Origin of the sequence: Pseudomonas sp. Leaf129 (genome assembly GCF_001423465.1) — a bacterium.
GTDB lineage: Bacteria > Pseudomonadota > Gammaproteobacteria > Pseudomonadales > Pseudomonadaceae > Aquipseudomonas > Aquipseudomonas coleopterorum.
Window position 1 is genome coordinate 204,199 of record NZ_LMOC01000001.1, and the last position, 18,925, is coordinate 223,123.

At 56.4% G+C, this 18,925-nt stretch carries 19 protein-coding genes; 17 read left to right on the forward strand and 2 right to left on the reverse strand.

What is annotated here, in order from left to right; genetic code table 11:
* The first annotated feature begins 35 nt into the window (after nt 1–35).
* The 17 genes from ASF66_RS01065 to ASF66_RS21825 all read left to right on the forward strand — a co-directional run bounded on the left by ASF66_RS01065 (nt 36) and on the right by ASF66_RS21825 (nt 16,155).
* On the forward strand, nt 36–1,967 hold the full coding sequence (locus tag ASF66_RS01065; RefSeq protein WP_056842363.1) for a phage tail tip lysozyme: 1,932 nt from the start codon (nt 36–38) through the stop codon (nt 1,965–1,967).
* A complete protein-coding gene (locus ASF66_RS01070; RefSeq protein ID WP_056842364.1) occupies nt 1,964–2,584 on the forward strand; it encodes a phage baseplate protein in 621 nt (206 codons plus the stop codon). The genes ASF66_RS01065 and ASF66_RS01070 overlap by 4 nt, the downstream gene beginning before the upstream one ends.
* The gene (locus ASF66_RS01075; protein WP_056842365.1) at nt 2,581–2,883 is read left to right on the forward strand and encodes a phage baseplate plug family protein; all 303 of its coding nucleotides are present in this window, start codon (nt 2,581–2,583) and stop codon (nt 2,881–2,883) included. Before ASF66_RS01070 ends, ASF66_RS01075 begins: the two co-directional genes overlap by 4 nt.
* A complete protein-coding gene (locus tag ASF66_RS01080) occupies nt 2,876–3,829 on the forward strand; it encodes a baseplate hub protein (RefSeq protein WP_056842366.1) in 954 nt (317 codons plus the stop codon). Before ASF66_RS01075 ends, ASF66_RS01080 begins: the two co-directional genes overlap by 8 nt.
* Before the next feature lie 8 nt (nt 3,830–3,837).
* A complete protein-coding gene (locus tag ASF66_RS01085; RefSeq protein WP_056842367.1) occupies nt 3,838–4,512 on the forward strand; it encodes a Gp138 family membrane-puncturing spike protein in 675 nt (224 codons plus the stop codon).
* Nucleotides 4,509–4,874 (forward strand): hypothetical protein, encoded by a 366-nt coding sequence (locus ASF66_RS01090; protein ID WP_056842368.1) that lies wholly within the window; start codon nt 4,509–4,511, stop codon nt 4,872–4,874. Before ASF66_RS01085 ends, ASF66_RS01090 begins: the two co-directional genes overlap by 4 nt.
* Nucleotides 4,874–6,133, forward strand: coding sequence for a baseplate J/gp47 family protein (locus ASF66_RS01095; RefSeq protein ID WP_056842369.1), 1,260 nt, complete (start codon nt 4,874–4,876; stop codon nt 6,131–6,133). The genes ASF66_RS01090 and ASF66_RS01095 overlap by 1 nt, the downstream gene beginning before the upstream one ends.
* A complete protein-coding gene (locus ASF66_RS01100) occupies nt 6,130–6,789 on the forward strand; it encodes a DUF2612 domain-containing protein (protein WP_082484348.1) in 660 nt (219 codons plus the stop codon). The genes ASF66_RS01095 and ASF66_RS01100 overlap by 4 nt, the downstream gene beginning before the upstream one ends.
* The gene (locus tag ASF66_RS01105) at nt 6,789–7,661 is read left to right on the forward strand and encodes a tail fiber protein (protein ID WP_056842371.1); all 873 of its coding nucleotides are present in this window, start codon (nt 6,789–6,791) and stop codon (nt 7,659–7,661) included. The genes ASF66_RS01100 and ASF66_RS01105 overlap by 1 nt, the downstream gene beginning before the upstream one ends.
* Nucleotides 7,658–7,849: a hypothetical protein gene (locus ASF66_RS01110; protein ID WP_056842372.1), complete on the forward strand. Its 192-nt coding sequence runs from the start codon at nt 7,658–7,660 to the stop codon at nt 7,847–7,849. The genes ASF66_RS01105 and ASF66_RS01110 overlap by 4 nt, the downstream gene beginning before the upstream one ends.
* 7 nt (nt 7,850–7,856) lie before the next feature.
* Complete coding sequence (locus ASF66_RS01115; RefSeq protein ID WP_056842373.1) at nt 7,857–8,300, forward strand: terminase small subunit; 444 nt, start codon at nt 7,857–7,859, stop codon at nt 8,298–8,300.
* The gene (gene terL, locus ASF66_RS01120; RefSeq protein WP_056842374.1) at nt 8,297–9,907 is read left to right on the forward strand and encodes a phage terminase large subunit; all 1,611 of its coding nucleotides are present in this window, start codon (nt 8,297–8,299) and stop codon (nt 9,905–9,907) included. The genes ASF66_RS01115 and terL overlap by 4 nt, the downstream gene beginning before the upstream one ends.
* A gap of 65 nt (nt 9,908–9,972) precedes the next feature.
* On the forward strand, nt 9,973–12,570 hold the full coding sequence (locus ASF66_RS01125; protein ID WP_056842375.1) for a hypothetical protein: 2,598 nt from the start codon (nt 9,973–9,975) through the stop codon (nt 12,568–12,570).
* A gap of 91 nt (nt 12,571–12,661) precedes the next feature.
* Nucleotides 12,662–14,173: a hypothetical protein gene (locus tag ASF66_RS01130; RefSeq protein WP_056842376.1), complete on the forward strand. Its 1,512-nt coding sequence runs from the start codon at nt 12,662–12,664 to the stop codon at nt 14,171–14,173.
* 76 nt (nt 14,174–14,249) lie between these two features.
* Entirely contained in the window at nt 14,250–14,699 is a 450-nt protein-coding gene (locus ASF66_RS01135) for a structural protein P5 (RefSeq protein WP_056842377.1), read from the forward strand.
* 298 nt (nt 14,700–14,997) lie between these two features.
* Complete coding sequence (locus ASF66_RS01140; RefSeq protein WP_056842378.1) at nt 14,998–15,594, forward strand: hypothetical protein; 597 nt, start codon at nt 14,998–15,000, stop codon at nt 15,592–15,594.
* A gap of 27 nt (nt 15,595–15,621) precedes the next feature.
* The gene (locus tag ASF66_RS21825; RefSeq protein ID WP_082484351.1) at nt 15,622–16,155 is read left to right on the forward strand and encodes a DUF2514 domain-containing protein; all 534 of its coding nucleotides are present in this window, start codon (nt 15,622–15,624) and stop codon (nt 16,153–16,155) included.
* Nucleotides 16,156–16,365: 210 nt separating this feature from the next.
* Here the strand turns inward: ASF66_RS21825 and ASF66_RS01150 are convergent, their stop codons facing one another.
* Complete coding sequence (locus tag ASF66_RS01150; RefSeq protein WP_056842380.1) at nt 16,366–16,818, reverse strand: hypothetical protein; 453 nt, start codon at nt 16,816–16,818, stop codon at nt 16,366–16,368.
* 1,494 nt (nt 16,819–18,312) lie between these two features.
* A complete protein-coding gene (locus ASF66_RS21835) occupies nt 18,313–18,807 on the reverse strand; it encodes a GNAT family N-acetyltransferase (protein ID WP_082484355.1) in 495 nt (164 codons plus the stop codon).
* Nucleotides 18,808–18,925 lie beyond the last annotated feature (118 nt).

Sequence of the window (18,925 nt, forward strand, 5' to 3'; positions counted from 1 at the left end):
CTTGGGGCCTTCAATCATGACTACAAGGTGACTCTGTGAAGGTCCTGGAACAGTTCCTCATATCGCTCGGCATGAAAGTCGACGAGAAGTCCTTTCAGACCGCCGATAACGCATTCGGCGGCCTGACCCGTTCGGCGCTTCAACTCGGTGCTGTACTTGCAGGAAAGCTCGCCATCGATAAAGTGGTCGACGACTTCAAGCAGGCCGGTACCGAGCTGAACAACTTCAACAAGCTCACCGGTCTCGGCGCTCAGAACGTGCAGATGCTGGGCCAGGCCATTGCCGCCCAGGGCGGCAGCGCTGCCGACGCTTTTGCGGACATGAAGAAGATCCAGGACCTGATGGCATCGCCCATCACTGGTGACACCGGATGGTTCGGCGACGTTGCAAAGCTCGGCCTCAACCCAGATGCCATCATCGGCGCGCAGGATACTGCCGAGGCCTTGGCCAATATCGCGGGCGAGTTTGAGCACATGTCGGCGTTGAACCAGCGTCTCGCTGGCAATGCTCTTGGCTTGGATGATTCAACGGTCCGCCTGCTGATACGAGGTCGTGCCGAGGTCGAGAAGCAACTCGACGTACGCGGCAAGCTTGGGCTGATGACGGAACAACAGATCGAAGATTCCGCTCGACTCACGAAGGCTTCAAGCGAACTGGACATCGCGTTCACCGACATTGGTAACACCATCACCGGTGAGCTTGCCCCTGCCTTTGCAGAGATGGCTGAAGACTTTGTGTCGTTCTATCGCAACAACAAGGACCTCGTCGATTCAGGCCTCAAGGAGTTCTTCGGCGGCCTGGCCGACAACATTCAGCTGGTGGCGGTCGCCATGACGCTGATGGGTGGCTCTGCTGCCTTGAAGGGGCTCGCTACGTTGAGGAGCCTGGTCGGTCTGGGAGGAGCCGCCGCCGCAGCCCGTACTGCTGCCACCGCTGGTGCTGCCGGTGCCGGTAGCGCTGCTGCTGGTGCAACGGCTGGCGCCTCAATGCTGGCCGTCGGTGCCGGCGGTGTCGCCGCAACGCTGTACTCGAGCAAGCTCAACGAGAACGAGGACACTGAGCTACTGAACAACAAGCTGAAGAAAGGCGGCACGTTGGCTGCCGGGGCGACGATCGACTTCTTCAAGGCCAAGGGCTGGACCGAAGAGCAAGCGATGGGTATCACTGCCAATCTTCAGCGGGAGAGCGCTTTCAAAGCAGACGCCGTGGGCGACAACGGCGCCGCATACGGCCTTGCTCAGTGGCACAAGGATCGCCAGGACAGCTTCGCGAAATTCTCCGGCAAGGATATTCGTCAGTCGACCGGCGCCGAACAGCTCGATTTTGTAAACCACGAACTCACCAAGGGCAACGAGCGAACCGCCGGCAACAAGCTCCGCATGGCCGCAACGCCTTACGAGGCTGCAAGCGTTGTATCCACCCAGTACGAGCGGCCAAAGGATCGAGATGGTGAGGCTGCTCGGCGTGGCGAGATCGCCGAGACCTACTCGGGTTCGCGTGCAAGCGAAGCTGTATCAAGCGCCCCGGAACTCACCGCCGAGCAAGTTTCGCGACTCATTCGCGGCACCGACAAGCCAGAAAACTCAGAAAACTCAGAAAGGCCAGAGAGCCCAGAAAGACCAGAAGCTCCAGAAACTGGACTGCTTGAAGGTGTCGAGGCGTGGCTAGAGTCGCACCGCACAACGAATAGGGAGCGGCCAGCGCGGGACGAGCAGGCTCCTACTGCGACCCCGGCGCGCGAAACGCCGCAGGAGTACACGGTGAACGCTGTTGTCCAGGCTCCCGCTCAGCAGGTTGCCCCGCCGGCCGCGGTGCAACCATCTGCCGCCGCGTCGCCCTCGTACAGCGATCACCGGCAGTATCACATCCACGGCGCTGACACCGAGAAGGTTCGACAGCTACTGAACGAGCAGATGGGCCAACTGGCCGAGCAGACAGCGCAAGACTTCAGGAGTCCCGAGCAATGAGCTTGATGAGCATCTTCACCAAGACCCTGCCCAAGATCGGGCCTCTGGAGTTCGACGCAAAGCTCGAGGGCATAGCCAGCAAGGCCGTGGCGCTGACCCAGTACCCGGTCGAGTTCGGTGCAAATGCCAATGACCACGCCATCCTGTTGCCGAACCGGTACCTGCTGACAGGTGCTGTTTCCAACACACCGCTGGGGCTGGGTCTGAGCGATATCGGGATGATGGGCGCCGGCGCGGTTGCTACCGCCGTCGGCGGCGTGGCGGGTGCTGCTATCTCTGCGGTGTCCGCCTACCTTTTGTCCGGCTCCGAGGACACCAGGGCGGCCACTGCCTGGGCATCGCTTACAGCCATCCTGGAAGCTCGCGCCAAGTTCGATCTGGACACCGGCAAAGAGATCATGCGCGACATGATGCTCATTCGCTTGGATGAACGGACCCGGCCAGAGAACGAGGATGGGCTTGTCTTTGTTGCGGAGTTGCAGCAGCTGAGAACGCGTACCTCGAAGGTAGGGCGCGGGGTCACTTCCGCAGATCAACTATTGCAGAACGATACTGTGTCCAGTCAGGGCGCGCCCATGATTGATAACGGCGCTGCGTCCGTCGAGGTTATTCCATGAGCCGATTCAAGGTTGAGCTGCAGGCTCTGCCCGCTCAGAAATTTACGGCCCGGCTTGGCAGCTTCACGTTGACGATCGAGCTTCAGTGGATGGCGCGTGCCGAGGTCTTCCGTGTAAACATCTTCACCGCCCAAGGCGCGCCTCTTACAGCCGGCCGCTACCTACTGCCTGGGGCAGATCTGCTCGCCAGCCTGTATCCACCACCGGGCGCGAACTACGGGTCGCTGATGCTGGTAGGCGATATGGCCACACCGGCTAATTTGGGGATCAACAACATGCTGGTATGGGCCGATGAGTGACGAAATATTCCTACGCCGATATCGCCTGAAGGTAGGCCGGGATACCGGCACGCTGACCTACGAGATGAACCCCTTCGATACCACTGGGGGCGATCGAGACGGCCTACGCGTTACCTTCCAAGTCACGCACTTCGCCGGCGGCGCATTCAGCATCGCTGAGATCACGATCTACAACGTCAATCGCTACTCGGCCCGGCAAATGCTGGGTGATGGCGTTGCGAAGAAGTATGAGTTCATTTCCTTGGAGGCTGGCTACGAGAGTCAATTCGGCACCATATTCAGCGGCCAGATCACTAATGCCCAGCGCGTGCTGGAGGAAGGCGGCTCCACCCGGGGTGTCCGATTCTTCTGCAGGTCGACCGCTAAGGAGCGTGATCAAAACCTGATCAACGTCACCTTGGCCCCTGAAACCGATCCGGTCCAGATCATCGAAGAGTGCGCACGCCCGTTCGGCGCCGAGATCCAGTTCTACGGTGACTTCGCAAATCTGAAGAAGCGATCGCGCGGCACTGTACTGCAAGGCAGCCCGACGTCGTGCATGAACGAGCTGGCCGAAACATACGCCTTCGATTGGATGGTCGAAAATGGCGCGATGAAGATCATCAAGCGGGGCTTCGCCATGCGAGATCAGGTCTACGTGATCAGCTCCGACACCGGAATGATCGGCTCGCCCGTGGTGAGCGATACCGAGGTGGGCATCCGCTGCTCCCTCAACCCCAAGCTGCGGCTCGGTGACACCATCAAGCTTGAGTCGATGGCGCCAAGGTTCGAGTTCTCGGGCGCGTTCTACTACGACATCCCACGCACCATCGGCGAGGGGTACTACAAGATCAACTCCCTGGTGTTCGCTGGTGATTCGCATAGTGACCAATGGGAAAGCCAACTCAGCTGCCTGCGCCTGGGCGCTGCGGCGCAAGCCGGTATATCCGCAAGGGCTACTCGATGAGCGAACCAATGAATGACCCGCTCGCGTCTCGCTTGCAGTCCAGGTTCAGCCAGATGCTGCGCGACTCGTTCGGCGAATACCTGAAAGACAACATGAGGACCAGCGTTCCAGGGCACGTATTGAGCTTCAACCCTAAGACCCAGATGGCCGAAGTCCAAATCGGGCTGATGCTCGAAGACCGGCTGGGTAATCAGCACGCGCGCCGACCGATCATATGCGTACCGGTCCAGTTCTGGGGCGCCGCCGGCGGAACGCTGGAATGTCGAGTGGGCAACGGCACCGAAGGCGCTTTGTTCTTCTCGCAGGAGTGCATCGACTCATGGGTCGACCAGGGTGGCGTGGCGGTCAAGTCCGAGCCTCGCCGCTTCTCGATGAACGACGCCTACTTCATCCCAGGCATTCGATCGCTGCCGGGCGCCATCACCGACTTTGCAAACGACGGTATCCGTCTGCGCAGTAACGACGGCAGCGCGTACTTCTGGATTCATGACGACAAGACACTCGAAGTGGACGGGATTTCGCTCAACGTGAAGTGCACATCCAACTTCGAAAAGCCGGTCAACTTCGAGCAGGCCGTAACCACCGAAACCACTATCACGAACCACGGCATCAGCATCGGGTTCGAGCATGGCCACGTCGGTGTGCAGGCAGGCAATGGCGTAACAGGGGTGGTGAATCCATGACCGTTCGAAGGCTCGACGAAGACGGCGACCTGGCTATGGGTCAGGTCAAACTGCTGACCGGCTATGGCGCGGCTGAAGTCGCGCAGAACGTGGTCACTCGTCTCAAGTTCTTCTTGGCCGAGTGGTTCCTTGACACCTCGGACGGTACTGACTGGTTCGGCAGCGTATTGGGAAAAGGTTCGGCCATGGCTTCGCGCGAGTCCGTGATACGGCGCCGCATCCTTCTGACGCCCGGGTGCGCCGGCATGACCGCCTTCGCGGTCTCCACAGACATCGAGACGCGCGAGCTTACGGTAAGCGCCACGATCGTCAGTCAATCCGGCGAGAGCGCCGATATCAACTATGTACAGGCGATCGTCTAATGGCTCAAATCACCGACCAGGGTATCGCTGGGCAATCCCTCAACGACTATCTAGGCGACATCAAGGACGGCACACTTGCCATCGACCCGGACTGGAACATCGATCCTGACTCGCCAGACGGCCAGCGCATCGGTATCGAGGCCGAACTGCTGGCCAACCTCGACGAGAATGTCGTTGACGCATACCGAAGCAAGGACCCAGACAGCGCCCAGGGCGAGGCCCTCCGTAACATCGGCAAGATATCCGGTGTACTGATCCGAGCCGCCACGTTCTCCGTGGCAAGCATCTCTGTCACCGGACAGGCAGGGGCGGTCATCCAGGCCGGCTCACAGGTGCGCAGTCGCATCGACAACACGCAGTGGCTGACAACATCGGCGATCGTGATCGGCGTGGGCCAGACCGGCACCGGTTTCGTGACCTGTGCTGTAGCTGGCAGGGTGCTCGCTGCTACTGGCGACCTGACGATCATCGGCACGCCTCAGGCCGGCTGGTCGTCGGTCACGAATATGGAGGCCACGCCCGGCACCGCTGCCGAGTCCGATTCCGAATTTCGGATCAGGCGAAACCGGTCTGTATCTCTGGCCGGCAGCAACATGAAGGACAATATGCTGGCGAACATCGCCAACGTGCCCGGCGTCACCGACGTGAAGATCTTGGAGAACAACAGCGATTCACCCGCTGATCCGGACGGCATTCCATACACCGCTATTGCGGTCATCGTGAACGGCGGCACGGATGCTGACATTGGCCAGGCCATGTACGAGAAGTACAACCCCGGCACGCCCATGTATCCGCGCTATAGCACCAAGACTGATAGCTGGGTCGACGCTCCAGGCGCCACCGGCGTCAAGGTTGAGGTGACATCAGCTCGCACTGGAAACGTGGAGACGATGACCTTCCAGCGGGCCATTGGGCTTCCAGTGCACGTAGCACTGAACGTCAAAAAGGTCGGAAACCTGCCGAGCGATATCGAAGACAGACTGCGCAAGGCGATCATTGAAGACTCGACACGCACGCTGTTCTCGGGTGAGACGGTCACCGGATTCAATCAGGGCGGTTATGACATCGGCGAACTGGTTCCAGTGGGCCGCTTGTACACCCCCGTGAACAAAATTCTCGGCCAGTACGGTGACAGCTATATCCAGACCCTCACCATCGGTCTCTCGGCTGGAAGCCAGGGCCTTACCCCGATTCAGCCTGGAATCGCCCAGATGGCGACCTTCGACGCCGAAAACATTCTGGTAACGGTGACCTCATGAAAATGGATCACGTGGCGCGCGCCAAGCTACGCATCATCAATCAGTACCGCGGCAAGCCGCGCATGACCAAGTGGCTGACGCTGCTACCTGACATCGCCAACCGTAGGCTTGAGGCGCCGCTCGACCAGATCACCAGAAGCTACGACGTTGATACCGTCACCGGCGAGATGCTGGACGTGATCGGGCGGATCGTCGGTATCCCTCGACCCATCCTCAGGGGGGCCGCCTACGATGTCTTCGGATACGCAGGCAACGACAACTACACCAACTACAACGTCGCGCCGTACATCGGCACCGGTGCAGACGTAGACGCACCGCTCAACAACGACCTCTACCGCAAGCTGATCAAGGCCAAGATTGCCCGCAACGTCAGCGACGGTACGAGCGACAGCATCATCGAGCTGCTGGAGATCGTGATCGGCGTTAAGGTCACCGCGCTATCCAGCAACGGCGACAAGTCCTTCGACATCGGGATCGCGTCCGAACTCGACAACACTACTCAGTACCTGCTGGACAATTTCGACCTGATCCCGCGGCCGCAGGGCACTCGGATCAGACAGATATTCATCCTCCCCACGAACATTGCTGCCATCGAGCAAGCCTCGGATCGCATTTATTCGTTTGCCAACTTCACGCTTCCAGGAGATGTAGCCTAATGGCCAGACAGCCTTTCAACGTGCGCTGGGCCCAGGGTGTGGAAGCGCAAGACAACGAGAACGTCTACCAAACCCCTGGCGATGTTCGTCTGGGTATCGGCTGGGAGGGCGGGCAGGACAAGGACGCGCCACGAGCTGGGCAAGAGAATTGGTGGCATAACCGGGTCGATACGGCGCTGCAGGACCTAGAGCGCCGCGGGGCGATGGCTTGGCATGCACAGGCCGTCTACTCGATTGGTGCGCCGTGCTTCGCGAGCGACGGCAATTACTACGAGTCGCTTGCCGACAACAACGTGGGGAACATCCCGCAGAGCAGCACATCCTACTGGCGCCTGATCGGCCTGAGCCTTTACTCGAGCTTCAGCGTTGGTGAGTACAAGGACGTGTCGCACAACGGCTCGCCGGACTCAGGCTGGTTGAAATGCACCGGCGCTGTTCTTCTGCGTAACGCATACCCCAAGCTTTTTGCCGTCATCAGTACCACCTACAACACCGGCCAGGAGCTGAGCACCCAGTTCAGGCTGCCGGATTGGCGCGGGATGTTTCCGCGATTTCTTGATGATGGCCGAGGTATCGATGCCGGCCGGGCTCTGGGCAATGTGCCGCAGGCAAGTCAGAACCTCAGTCATGCCCACAGCGCTTCTACCGCCACATCTGGTGAGCACAGTCACACAACAACCTTCACTCGAGAGAAGGTTCCGAACGGCAGCAAAGACAACGCAGTGCTAGGTGACGCGCTCGATGATGGGTACCAGGTGATGGAAACCAGCCGCGCCGGTTCACACGCGCACACCGTGAGTATTGCCTCAAACGGTGGGACTGAAGCTCGCTCAGTCAACCTCGCCCAAGTGCGATGGATTCGATATTTATGACTCAGAAGACCGTATACCAGTACGACGCTGAGGGTTGGTACCAGGGCGAGGCCGTGGCCGATGCTGATCCTCAAGTCCCCGGCAACTGGCTGCTACCGGCTGGCACCACCGAAACCAAACCCCCAACATTCACGGCCGGCAAGATACCCAAGTGGGTCGGCTACAAGTGGAAACTGATCAACCCTTAGGTGGCATATGGAACGCAAGGTTAAGAGACGCTTCACCGACAAGATGGAGCTCTTCTGCCTCGCCTATGTCGAGACCGGCAACGCCTCCGAGGCGTACCGCCGGGCCTACAACACCGCAAACATGGCCGAGAAGACTGCCCAGCGCGAAGGCTACAACACCCTCCAGAAGCCGCAGGTGCAGGCCAGGATTGAAGAGCTAAGGAACCAGGTCATGGATCGCCATGAAATCACCGTCGACACGCTTTTGCTCGAGCTTGAGCAGGCGCGAAGGCTCGCTCTGGAGACTAAGAAGGCCGCGGCTGCCGTGACGGCTACCATGGGCAAAGCCAAGCTCCTTGGCCTCGACAAACAGATCGTCGAGCTGACCGGCAAGAACGGCGCGCCAATCGAGACCCAGTCCACGATCAAAGTGGATCAGGAGGCTCTAGACGCGGTCCTGGGCTGCTTATGAATGAGCTGCTCGACTGGGAGGCAATGAGCGGCGCAGAACGGCAGGCAGCAAGACTTATCAGCGAGCACTCACCTCTGTCGTTCATGCGCGTTTGGTTTCAACTCAACCAAGGCATGAAGTTTCTCTGCAACTGGCACCACCGCTACATGGATCACACCGCCCTACAGGTGCTGCAGGGCAAGCTCAAAAACGTAGTCTTCAACATGCCTCCAGGCGGGACCAAGACCGAGTACTGGTCGATCCACCTCCCGGCCTACGTCATGACGAAGTACGATCGGACGCGGAACTTGAGCGTCTCGTACTCGAAGGCTTTGGTGGAGGAGAACTCCAACCGCATCAAGTCGATCGTCGAGAGCAGCGAATATCAGGACCTCTGGCCCTGCTTGCTGGGCAAGTCCGACGTAGCCAACTGGATCATCTGCGACGAGGACGGCCGCAACAAGCATCAGATGTTCAGCCGCTCAACTGGCGGGCAGATCACTGGCGTTCGTGGCGGCTATATCTCCGGAGGGTTCACCGGCTTCATCAACCTGGACGACCCGGAGAAGGCCGACAGCGCGTTCTCTGCCACCATGCGGGCCAAGGCTCAGCGTATCGTCACAAACACCCTGCGTAGCCGCCGTGCATCGCCTGACACCCCCGTGATCTGCACACAGCAGCGACTTCACACCGACGACGTGTCTGGCTTCCTACTCAAAGGCGGCATGGGCCTGGACTTCACGCACATCAAGGTCCCGGCCTTGGTGACGCGCGACTACATCGAAAGCCTGCCTCCAGAGATCCGGGAGCACGCCGAGCGCGACGTGTTCAACGGCCCTTCGGTGGTGCGCGGCGGCATCGAATACTGGTCCTACTGGCCGGCCAAGGAATCAGTCACCGATCTGATGGCTTTGTGGGACCGCGACTCCTACACCATGGTGAGCCAGTACCAGCAGGAGCCGGTGGCGCTCACTGGGGGCATGATCGACGCAGACTGGTTCAAGACCTACGACCAGCTTCCTTTTCTGGTCTGGCGCGGTGTGTATGCCGACACCGCCCAGAAAACCGGGGAGCAGCATGATTACTCGGTTTTCAGCCATTGCGGCCTGGGCATCGACGGCAACCTGTACATCATCGAAATCGTACGTGGGAAGTGGGATGCAGGCGACCTCGAGGCTGAAGCGTTACGCGTTTGGCAGCGCTGGCAGCCTTGGGACCAGTTTCGTCCCGCAGCACTGCGATACATGCGCGTCGAGGATAAGTCGTCCGGTACCGGCCTGATCCAAACCATCAGCAAGAAAGGTGCTATCCCGATCGAACCCCAGCCACGCGGGCCGGCGGCCAACAAGGTCACCCGGTGCATGGATGCGGTGCCGTGGTTCAAGTCTGGCCGGGTCTTCGTGCCCGCGCTGTATGACGAGCAGGGCAGGAAGATCGAGCACGTCCGTGACCATCGCGGCCAGTCCGTTGCGGCCACAGATTGGGTTGTGCCTTTCCTGACAGAGGCAGCGGCCTTCACTGCGGACGATAGCCATGCGTTTGACGACCAAGTCGACACTATTTTCGACGCCGTGGCCGACATGCTGATCAGCAACAGCGGCGACTTCTTCTCCAGTGGCTGGCTTTGACCAAATCTGAAATCCCACGCTGACCACTCCGGTCGCGCTCATTTAATTCGCCCTAAGGAAATGACATGGCTGACCAGACTCAGCGGCTCGAAATCGCCACCGTAAGAGCGGAAGTCGGTAGCAACATCCTGTATCTGTTTTCGAATGCTGCCGAAGGTGCGCAGCCCATCGCGACCGAGTCCGGAGAGATCAAGAATCTCAAGCAGGTCATAGCTGCAATCCAGGACGAAGCGGCTGAGAAGATCAGCGTTGCCACGACTATTTTTCAGACTGCTGCAGCTGGCCTGGCCGCTACTGCTGATGGTGGGGTCTATCTGGTGCAGTCCCCGGCTGCCGACATGATCTATACCGTCTGGAAGAACCAGGCCGGCTCTGCGGTAAATACCGGCAAGACTGCTATGTCTTCGCAGGCCATCCAGGACGCTCTGACAGCCTCGAACGAGGCAGCCCAGGCAGCTGAAGAGGCAGCAGATATCGCCACCAGCCGCACGGCCGGTTTTCTTCAGCCCGCAGCAGAACCCCCGACCAGTCGAGACGATGGCCTTCCCTTGCAGGTAGGCGATCGGTATTTCAACACGGTCGATCAGGCGGAATATCTGTTTCAGATAAACGGGTGGGCAAGCAACGACAGCCTCGAAGCGATATCGAACCTGGAGGCGCTGATCACAGCTACGCCCGCTCCTGGGAAAATTCCGCAAGCCGATGAGGGGGGGCGCCTCAATCTGGGCTGGTTACCAGATAGCCTTCGCAAGGCAGCAATATTGGGTGAGGTAGTTTTTACCCCAGCAATGTTCGGCGTGACTGGAGACAGCACTACTGATTACACTGAGAATATCCGCCGGATGCACGCCGCCGCGAACGCAATACCTGGATCTAAGGTTGTATATGCAGGCGTGGGAACTATAAATATCCAAGCTAATGCTTCAATCCTCATAAATTCTGATACGGATTTCTCAGGCTCATTCATTAAGTTAATAGGAGGTATGGTATCTCCTTTGCCAGATGATCGGTTAAACCGGCTTTTTTATGTGAATGATCCGAGTTTGGCGTCGTTCACTGTGCCTCTGATACAGAGTGAGCTGACTGAGGGGGCAAGTCAGTTTACCGTTCCGGATACGGTTGGGTGCGGACTATTGAAAGTGGACTCCAACAAAAGGGTTGGAAGCCGAACTACAGCTCCGACTAAGTTTAGGTATTACACACAGGTTTTTGCACTGGAGCGTGGTGGAGTTTTGGTTCCTGGAGGCCTAGATACTGATCTTGTGTCAAATAGCGTTACCGCAACCTTTTATCCAGCACCTAAAAACTGGATAAAAATTAGGGGGCTGAGCGCAGATGAGCAAACCTTCAACAACCAAGAGCTTTTAGTGATAAATAGGTCAATGGTGGTTGTGGAATGCCCAGTCTGTGAGCCCACTGGAAAGAATGCGACACCTGAAAGTGTAAACTATTTGCTTCGTATCCTTACCAGTATGAATGTAGTGGTGACAAATAGCTGTATTTCCGCTCAGTCTGCAATCGGCGTTTCTACTTACGGTATAAATGTTAACGCCTGCGCCAACGTTTGGTTTGAAAAAGCTTTTGGTGGTGGGCGAAATACATGGGGGATAATGATAACCAACTATGTTAACGGGCTTTATATCAATGACTGCCATCTAAACAGATTTGATACTCATGAAGGTGCGCATAACGTATTTATCAAGGGGGGTAGTTTGAATGGCTATCCATATCAATATGGTTGGGGTGGCGGTCAGATATTAATGGATGGTGTTACAATAAACTCAAACTCGCCTACCCTAAGGGCGCGTACTGACTACGATAACAATTTCAATGGAAGTATTCGGCTTAAGAATATCCACTATAACCTAGGAAGGATTTCTGCAAATCCCAATACTGGTATTTTTGAAATGGCCCCTATCTTTGACGCAGAGAAGCTTGGTGGTGATGCTGGATCTGTCCGGTGGGCCAACGATATTGAGATATCTGATATCACAGTTAATTTCGTTGGTGATGGAGATATATTGCTTTGTCGTCCATTTAATGCCGCGTTGATAAATTCTAGCGTTGCAGTTCAGGCGCCAAATCGCATATCCATACGCCGTATAAAATCATCAAGAAAGCGCATGATCATCTCAATCGATCCTGCGTTTCAATCTTTTAATGCTCCAGAGTCTGGTCGTTGCAAAATTTCTCTTGAGGAGTTCGAAACGACGCCTAGCCCTACTTACCCAACCCTTAATAGGGCTAATCCTGTTTCTGGTTATGCTGCAGCAGGTGGAGGGTATGACGTCATCATAAATCGTGTCAAAAACTACAGCCAGTACTTCGCGGCACCTAAAAACTCGGCTGTCGATATATATAACTCAACGATCACCGCGATAAGATCATTTTCCGGCACCTCATCGGGACAAAAGATAAATATCTACAGCTCTGAGATAGCAAATACCATCTCGCTTGCCGCTGGCGGCCAGGGCGAGCTGGGTGCGGGCACAGCAGAGCTGAGCCTGCGCGACTGTATCATCAGGTCGAACGCAAACATAGCTGCTGCCACCGCGCTAAATGGGTTGCTTATTGCCACAGGAGTAACGTGCGCCCTTCCTTCGGGCGTAACTGTTTCTACTGCATTTACTGGCTATAAGAGCTCTAGTCTTTACCAGGCCTAGGCATTTCCAGATCTGGAAATAGCACCCTGAATTAGCCATAGGTCGAGCATAGCCTCTCCACTGAAAAACCTGTTATTCTCTGCCGTGTTTGATGAAGCAGGATCTTGGCTTTCTTGAACCGGAAGGCTTGTTTTACAGGTTTTGTATGGTCATTTCCTTCCGATTCAAACTTGTCATTTTACTGATTGTCACGAAGGAAAAACTTGCGGTTAGGGAGGCTGTTGTGACTGAAGAGCGAATAGTTTACGAGGATGATCATTTGATAGTGCTCCATCGCCATCTGGGCAGCACTTTGATTATCTCTTTTAACGAGCGAGGCTATAGAAGCATCAAGGAATGTTGGGGTAGTAAGGTATTTCTTTCTCTAGGGCTTTCGTCTCTCGGTTACGTATCAAAAAAACCTAACTGGTTTCCATTGGATAGCGTCAAAAGATCGTTGGCGGCTGTTGGTGGAATTATAGATTCCTATTCCTGCAGAGTGACCTATGGTCACTCCCAAGGTGGATACGCATCACTGAAGTATTCGGCTTGCCTCAAAGCTGACGCTGTCCTCAGTTTTTGCCCCCAATTCTCAATAGATCCTGACGATCTTGATAATATAGATAATAGATTCAAAAGGTACTTTACCGACAAGAGGCAGCACGCGAAGATATCATTCGAAGATGTTTCCACTAAGGCAAATGTTTACATTTTCTATGATCCCAGCTCCAAGCTTGATAGGTTTAACCTAAATAAAATTACTGATGCAGTAAGTTTTTTGATTCCGGTGAAGGTGTTTGGCACGGATCATTCTTCTATCAGACCATTTGCTAATAGAGAGGCTTTTTCAGAACTCGTGCGCATGTCCGCAATAGGGGATACAGTTGGCATAAAGGAACTGAGTAGAGCACGTAAAAAACTATGGAGGGAAAGGCCTGCGTTCCTAGCAAGAAGCTTGGCCGAGAGCAAGCTGGATACTGCTATAAAGGTTTTGAGTGGAAAGCATAATTTACTAAGCGAGGAGACCTCACCTCTTATCGTTCACTTTCTGGCCGAAAAAGGTCGATATGAGTATCTGTCGAGGCACGCATTTGACTTCATGCCCTTTGTTCAAGAAAAAGAAGCTCGGCACTTATACAGGGCTCTTCTTGCTACAGACGACATTAAGGGCGCCATTCGATTTAGCTCTGATTACTTCGTTAGGCGCGGAATTCGACTTATGTCGGATGACCTGGTGCCTAAACAGCTTTACGCCGAATGCAGCTGGGTTTTCTTTTGTGAGGGTTGGTCTGGCTACGAGAGATATGGTATTTGGGCTGTCTCCAAAAGATCCAGACTGATTATCGATTGGGCGAAGGTTCCAGACTCATGTAAACTATTAAGGATCAAATTCTCTCAGGTCTTAGAGGGAAGGATTCACATATCTGCTAAAGCCTTTTCTGGCTCTAAAGATATGAATTTGTCTTTTGATTCGGCCGGACAGGTTGTGATTACTCGTGAGGGGAGGATTATAGAGGTTGAATTCTATTCGGACTATTTGATTTGCCCTTACGCTGAGGGGGTCGGTAAAGACTACAGGTACCTAGGCGTAACTCTAACTAGCCCAAAATCCTGGCTGTCATGAAAGTCCATATTAAATATTGACTCCTAAAAACCTCTCAGCCCGCCCAGTGCGGGTTTTTTTTCGCCTGGAGAAAAGCATGACCAGTGGAAACCGCGGCATCCGCAACAACAACCCCGGCAACATCGATTTCAACCCGCGCAACGACTGGCAGGGCCAGCTGGGCTATGAGCAGGGCGTGGCCAAGCCTAGGTTCGCCCGTTTCGACTCTCCCGAGAACGGCATCCGCGCGCTGGCGAAGCTACTCATCAACTACCGAGGCAAGGACGGCATGCCTGGCGTGGGCGGCAAGGGAATCGACACCGTGCGCGAAACCGTGAGCCGCTGGGCCCCCGGCGTCGAGAACGACACGGAGTCCTATATCAAATCCGTGGCCCGCGCCCTCGGCGTTCAGGCCAACCAGCCCATCGACATCCGCTCTCGCGATGTGCTGCTGGTGATCACGAACGCGATCATCAAGCACGAAAACGGCGGCAACCCGTACGCGCCATCGGTGGTTGCCGAAGGCGTGCGGCGCGCCCTGGCCTAACTCCCTGCCGTCCAACTGCAATCGGGCAACAACCACGCGCTCCGCTGCGCTGCTTTCCAAAGGTAACCCCCATGGCTGCATACACTGCTCAAAACACGTTCGCTTGGCGACTTTCCAACTCGCCGGTTGTGATAACTGCTGCAATCACCTCGGGCACAGTCGTGGTCGAGAAATCCGCCGGGGATACTTGGGTCCCTGCCTACACATTTGCAGAGACTGGCTGCCAGGCGTTATGGCTGGGGCGCGGTAAGTACCGTGTCACTCCGACCGGCAATTCTGTCTACGAGGTTGATGAGCTATGACAGTCACGGCGGGCAATGGGGTCGCCGCTGCGCCAGGCATCAAAGCGTCCATTCAAGGTGTCATGGCCGGCGGTGGAGACAGCCGAGGGCTGCAGTTGATCCCGAACTACAAGTTCGCAACCGACCTTGCGGGATGGTCGGCTGACGGCGGCTACGCGCGAAAGACCGAGGCAGGGTTCAATGGTGGCGATCCGTTTGTCGAGTACAACGGCGTATCAGGCAACTTCGACAACTTCACCACCTCGAACGATGCTGCGTCGGGCCTCCCGGTGCAGCCGTCAACCACGTACGTCATCAGCGGAACCAGAACCGCGAGCTTCACCGGGAACTACCCTCAAGTGCAGATCAATACCGGCGAGGATGACGGCGCCGGCCATGCTTTCCCAGGCACCACCCTGAGCTCCATGCGATTCACGGCGGCTGCGGCCGAAACTCGTTGGTCACTGCAGTTCACCACTGGTGCTGATACGAAGAGGGTCTGGATCCGATTCCAGGGCCTGGGTGGTGTCGGCAGGTTGAGACTGATGAAGCTCAACCTAACGAAGGATGCCACCGTCCAGCCATACCGAGATTATTTCCAAAATGGGAAGTGATGAAATCACCATGCTCAGAGGTGTCGCATGCCGCTTGCGCAAAGACTAATGGGGTACGGAGTTATCGCGCTGTTGCTGGTAGGCCTTTGCGGCGCTGCGCTTTACGCCGCCTACAGCCACGGCGTGACGGTGACCAATGCAGCGCGGGACGCCGAGTGGTCGCAGGCCGTGGCCACCCAGCAGGCTGAACTTGCGCGGGCGGTGCAGGCTGTGCGCGAAGAAGAACAACGCCTCCAACGCGAGGCTAATCAGGTAGGAACCGATGCGAGAGAAAAGAACGCTGCTGCCGATGATGATGGCCGCGGCCTTGACGCTGCTGGCGACCGGCTGCACGTCCAGGCCGGAAAGCTTGCCGCCAGCGCTGGCGCCTGCTCCCGTGATACCGGATCTGCCGATCGAGGCGCGTCAGCCACCCGCGCCGCCCTGGTGCTCTCCCAACTGCTCGAGCGGGCTGATGCGAGAGCGGGAGAACTGGCAAAGGCTTATGACCGAGCCCGAATAGCGGGGCAGGCCTGCGAGCGGGCCTACGACCTGATCAGCGGCGCCCAGTCTGCCCGGTAGCTGGATCACTGAGCATCCTTTGCGTTGCCGACGATCCACAGCAGGTCCCGCCAAGGGAACACGCTCTGAACCCTGATCAGCTTGCAGGTCGGGCCGTGTACGAATGGCTTTGCCGAATCCTGTAGCGATTGCCACCCATCACAGCTTCTGCAGCGGATGTGTGGAAAGGGATCATCGTGCACAGACCAGAACTTGGTCCAGGTGTCTACGTCACTGAGCTTGGGTGTCAGATTCAGCCATTCCAGCGTGTCCATATGCGCCTCCGTTGTCCTGGTCCAAGCATAGTGAGCGCTGGTGCTCTGCGCTAGTGGGCTCGGCAAGTGCTGAATCTGGCGCTGCAGACGTTTCGGGGAAGGGATAGGGAATCTCAGCTGCTTGCCGGGCGGCCATCTGCATACCGCGCATCTTGTTGCCGATCGCTGACAGCTCGACGTGAGCAGTGGAAAGGTCGCGCTTGTAGGAAGCCAGCAGGTGCAGCGCTTGATCGCGCTCGCGCGCGGTGATGGCGTGAATGTCCACCAGCTTCAGGATGTTCGCGCGTGCCTGGCGCAGGTCAGCGGCCACCTGCTCATACTCTGCTTGGACCAGGGCAGCCTGCTGCTTCCATATCTGGGCTTCGGTGGGTATGCCAAGGCATCCGAACTCTTCGTCTTCGATTTCCATATTGCTGCTCGCAAGTACTGTATGTGCGCACAGTATTCGAGGTCGGGCGGATTGCTCAAGGGTGGGTCGATGGGTGGTGCAGGGGTGAGGGGTATTCGGTCGGCAGAACGCCGGGGGAGGGTTCGATCTGTCCAGTCCTGACTGGAAGACCACAGTGCTTGAAATTGCTCAAATCAGCTTCATTCTTGCCTCATTGCTGAGATTTTGCTAAAGCAACGTTTCGGTTATCTCTAAGCGACTGAAATTATTAAACAAATTATTTTAGTCGATTCGATCCATCATGGGGGCAACACTGAAGCGGCGAGACGGCTCCAGGCTAGGTGTGGCGGGCGTTTCAGCTACATTCTGTACCATTTTACTCTGCGCGTTTTGTACCGGTTTTCGGGTGTTTTCGGACGTTTTCTTGGGGTGGGTGGTAAGTTTTGCCACCCTGACGATGACCTTTATCCCTTTTGCCGTGGCCATTGTTTGCTTGGAAAAACGGGCGGACGAGGGGGGGGCTAAACAGGTCGGATCTGTACGAAACGTTATGGGAAGCAAGTCTACCAAGACGCTCGGTCGTTCGTGCGAAAACAGGTTGGGAGGGCTTTTATTTTGATGAAGCAGAAGAGGGTAATGACGTAGTCGTTTTTGAAAATGATCGCTGAAGGTAGTGCCGTCGTTTTGACCAGGCATTTCGTAAAGCCAGTCAATAGCGCTGGTATTGTTCAGGCCGTCCTCAATCCTTCAGTCTAGGGCCTGGCGGTTAGCGCGCTCCGCCTGATAGGGTAAGGCCAAAACCTCCAACGGATTGGTTGCCATGTCAGAAGCCATTCAATCACGACGCCTTTGTTTACGTCCTCCGGTACCAGCAGTCTTTGATGCTGCACGATATCTGGATGCCGCTTGCTCAGCACACATATCTGGGAATCGAGCCCTTGCCGAAGAGCTGATCAAAGCGGCTGACATGCCTGAAGTCCGCGAATGGACAGAGTCGTTGTGGGGCAAGGCGAGCCCCTATGTTCGCAAGCAAGATGTGCCAGGCGCGCCACCCGTGCAGGCCAAAGAACATCGAATCCCGGTGAGGATGCCCACAGCCGCTGAAAAAAGGATTCTGCATCAGCGAGACGGCTTCCATTGTCGGTTTTGCCAAGCGCCGGTCATTCGTCCCGAGGTGCGGACTCTACTCAGACGACACTATCCCTCATCGCTCTCTTGGGGAAATGCAAACCGAGATCAGCACGCTGCATTCCAAGCACTGTGGGCTCAGTACGACCATGTGCATGCTCATGCTCGCGGAGGTGACAATAGTCTTGGCAACACTGTAGTCACCTGCGCCCCCTGCAACTTCGGGAAGATGAACTATACGCTTGAGGAACTTGGCCTCGCAGATCCACGAGACAGAGCGCCAGTGCCCAGCAGGTGGGATGGACTTGAGCGATTGCTGACTCATACGTAAACGCGTCGGCATGACACTTTGTCAACGTTTTCGCTGTATTCGCCGTAACCTTGCAATCAGAGTGCGAGCCGCATTTTGATGGGGGTTTCGACCCTGCCGCATGGAAGTGTGCAAGGCGGAAGCTCTTCGATCCAGATGAAACCAAGCTTTCTGTAAAGTGATCGAGCTGCCGTGTTTGACGTGAAAACGCTGAGGTCGACAGAGTTGAAACCAGCTTCTCGACAGTGCCTTATCACTACTGAAAGAAGAGCGAATCCGTAACCATTCCGGCGGTACTCTCGCTTGACCTGCATTCCCAGAATTCCAACGAACTCGCTGCCGCCTGTCCGGCAAAAGCTATCTGGATAGGCTTCAGCTGAGCCGATTATTTGACCTTCGCGCTCGATCACATAAACCGGCCAACGATTTTCCACCACCTGTGTCAACGCATGCTCGACTGCTTGAATAGGAGGCGGGCTTGAACGTGCCGAGTAAAGGCCCTCAGCGCTTACCTCACAAAATAGGGCGTAAAACGCGTTTAGATCGTTGAGTGTGATAGGCCGTACTTCCATGTTTACCTCACCGTTTTGATGCTGCGTCAGATTTGCAAAGGATGGACCGCGTTACCTGAAACCCTTCATGTGTAGCGGTCTCCGGTAGCATCTCGCTACGCCGGGTCAGGGGGAGATC

Excerpts from the sequence above, each read along its gene's own strand:
- ASF66_RS01070 (WP_056842364.1), top strand. The coding sequence starts at position 1,964 with ATGAGCTTGATGAGCATCTTCACCAAGACCCTGCCCAAGATCGGGCCT.
- ASF66_RS01075 (WP_056842365.1), top strand. The coding sequence starts at position 2,581 with ATGAGCCGATTCAAGGTTGAGCTGCAGGCTCTGCCCGCTCAGAAATTT.
- ASF66_RS01080 (WP_056842366.1), top strand. The coding sequence starts at position 2,876 with ATGAGTGACGAAATATTCCTACGCCGATATCGCCTGAAGGTAGGCCGG.
- ASF66_RS01085 (WP_056842367.1), top strand. The coding sequence starts at position 3,838 with ATGAATGACCCGCTCGCGTCTCGCTTGCAGTCCAGGTTCAGCCAGATG.
- ASF66_RS01090 (WP_056842368.1), top strand. The coding sequence starts at position 4,509 with ATGACCGTTCGAAGGCTCGACGAAGACGGCGACCTGGCTATGGGTCAG.
- ASF66_RS01095 (WP_056842369.1), top strand. The coding sequence starts at position 4,874 with ATGGCTCAAATCACCGACCAGGGTATCGCTGGGCAATCCCTCAACGAC.
- ASF66_RS01100 (WP_082484348.1), top strand. The coding sequence starts at position 6,130 with ATGAAAATGGATCACGTGGCGCGCGCCAAGCTACGCATCATCAATCAG.
- ASF66_RS01105 (WP_056842371.1), top strand. The coding sequence starts at position 6,789 with ATGGCCAGACAGCCTTTCAACGTGCGCTGGGCCCAGGGTGTGGAAGCG.
- ASF66_RS01110 (WP_056842372.1), top strand. The coding sequence starts at position 7,658 with ATGACTCAGAAGACCGTATACCAGTACGACGCTGAGGGTTGGTACCAG.
- ASF66_RS01115 (WP_056842373.1), top strand. The coding sequence starts at position 7,857 with ATGGAACGCAAGGTTAAGAGACGCTTCACCGACAAGATGGAGCTCTTC.
- terL (WP_056842374.1), top strand. The coding sequence starts at position 8,297 with ATGAATGAGCTGCTCGACTGGGAGGCAATGAGCGGCGCAGAACGGCAG.
- ASF66_RS01125 (WP_056842375.1), top strand. The coding sequence starts at position 9,973 with ATGGCTGACCAGACTCAGCGGCTCGAAATCGCCACCGTAAGAGCGGAA.
- ASF66_RS01130 (WP_056842376.1), top strand. The coding sequence starts at position 12,662 with ATGAAGCAGGATCTTGGCTTTCTTGAACCGGAAGGCTTGTTTTACAGG.
- ASF66_RS01135 (WP_056842377.1), top strand. The coding sequence starts at position 14,250 with ATGACCAGTGGAAACCGCGGCATCCGCAACAACAACCCCGGCAACATC.
- ASF66_RS01140 (WP_056842378.1), top strand. The coding sequence starts at position 14,998 with ATGACAGTCACGGCGGGCAATGGGGTCGCCGCTGCGCCAGGCATCAAA.
- ASF66_RS21825 (WP_082484351.1), top strand. The coding sequence starts at position 15,622 with ATGCCGCTTGCGCAAAGACTAATGGGGTACGGAGTTATCGCGCTGTTG.
- ASF66_RS01150 (WP_056842380.1), bottom strand. The coding sequence starts at position 16,818 with ATGGAAATCGAAGACGAAGAGTTCGGATGCCTTGGCATACCCACCGAA.
- ASF66_RS21835 (WP_082484355.1), bottom strand. The coding sequence starts at position 18,807 with ATGGAAGTACGGCCTATCACACTCAACGATCTAAACGCGTTTTACGCC.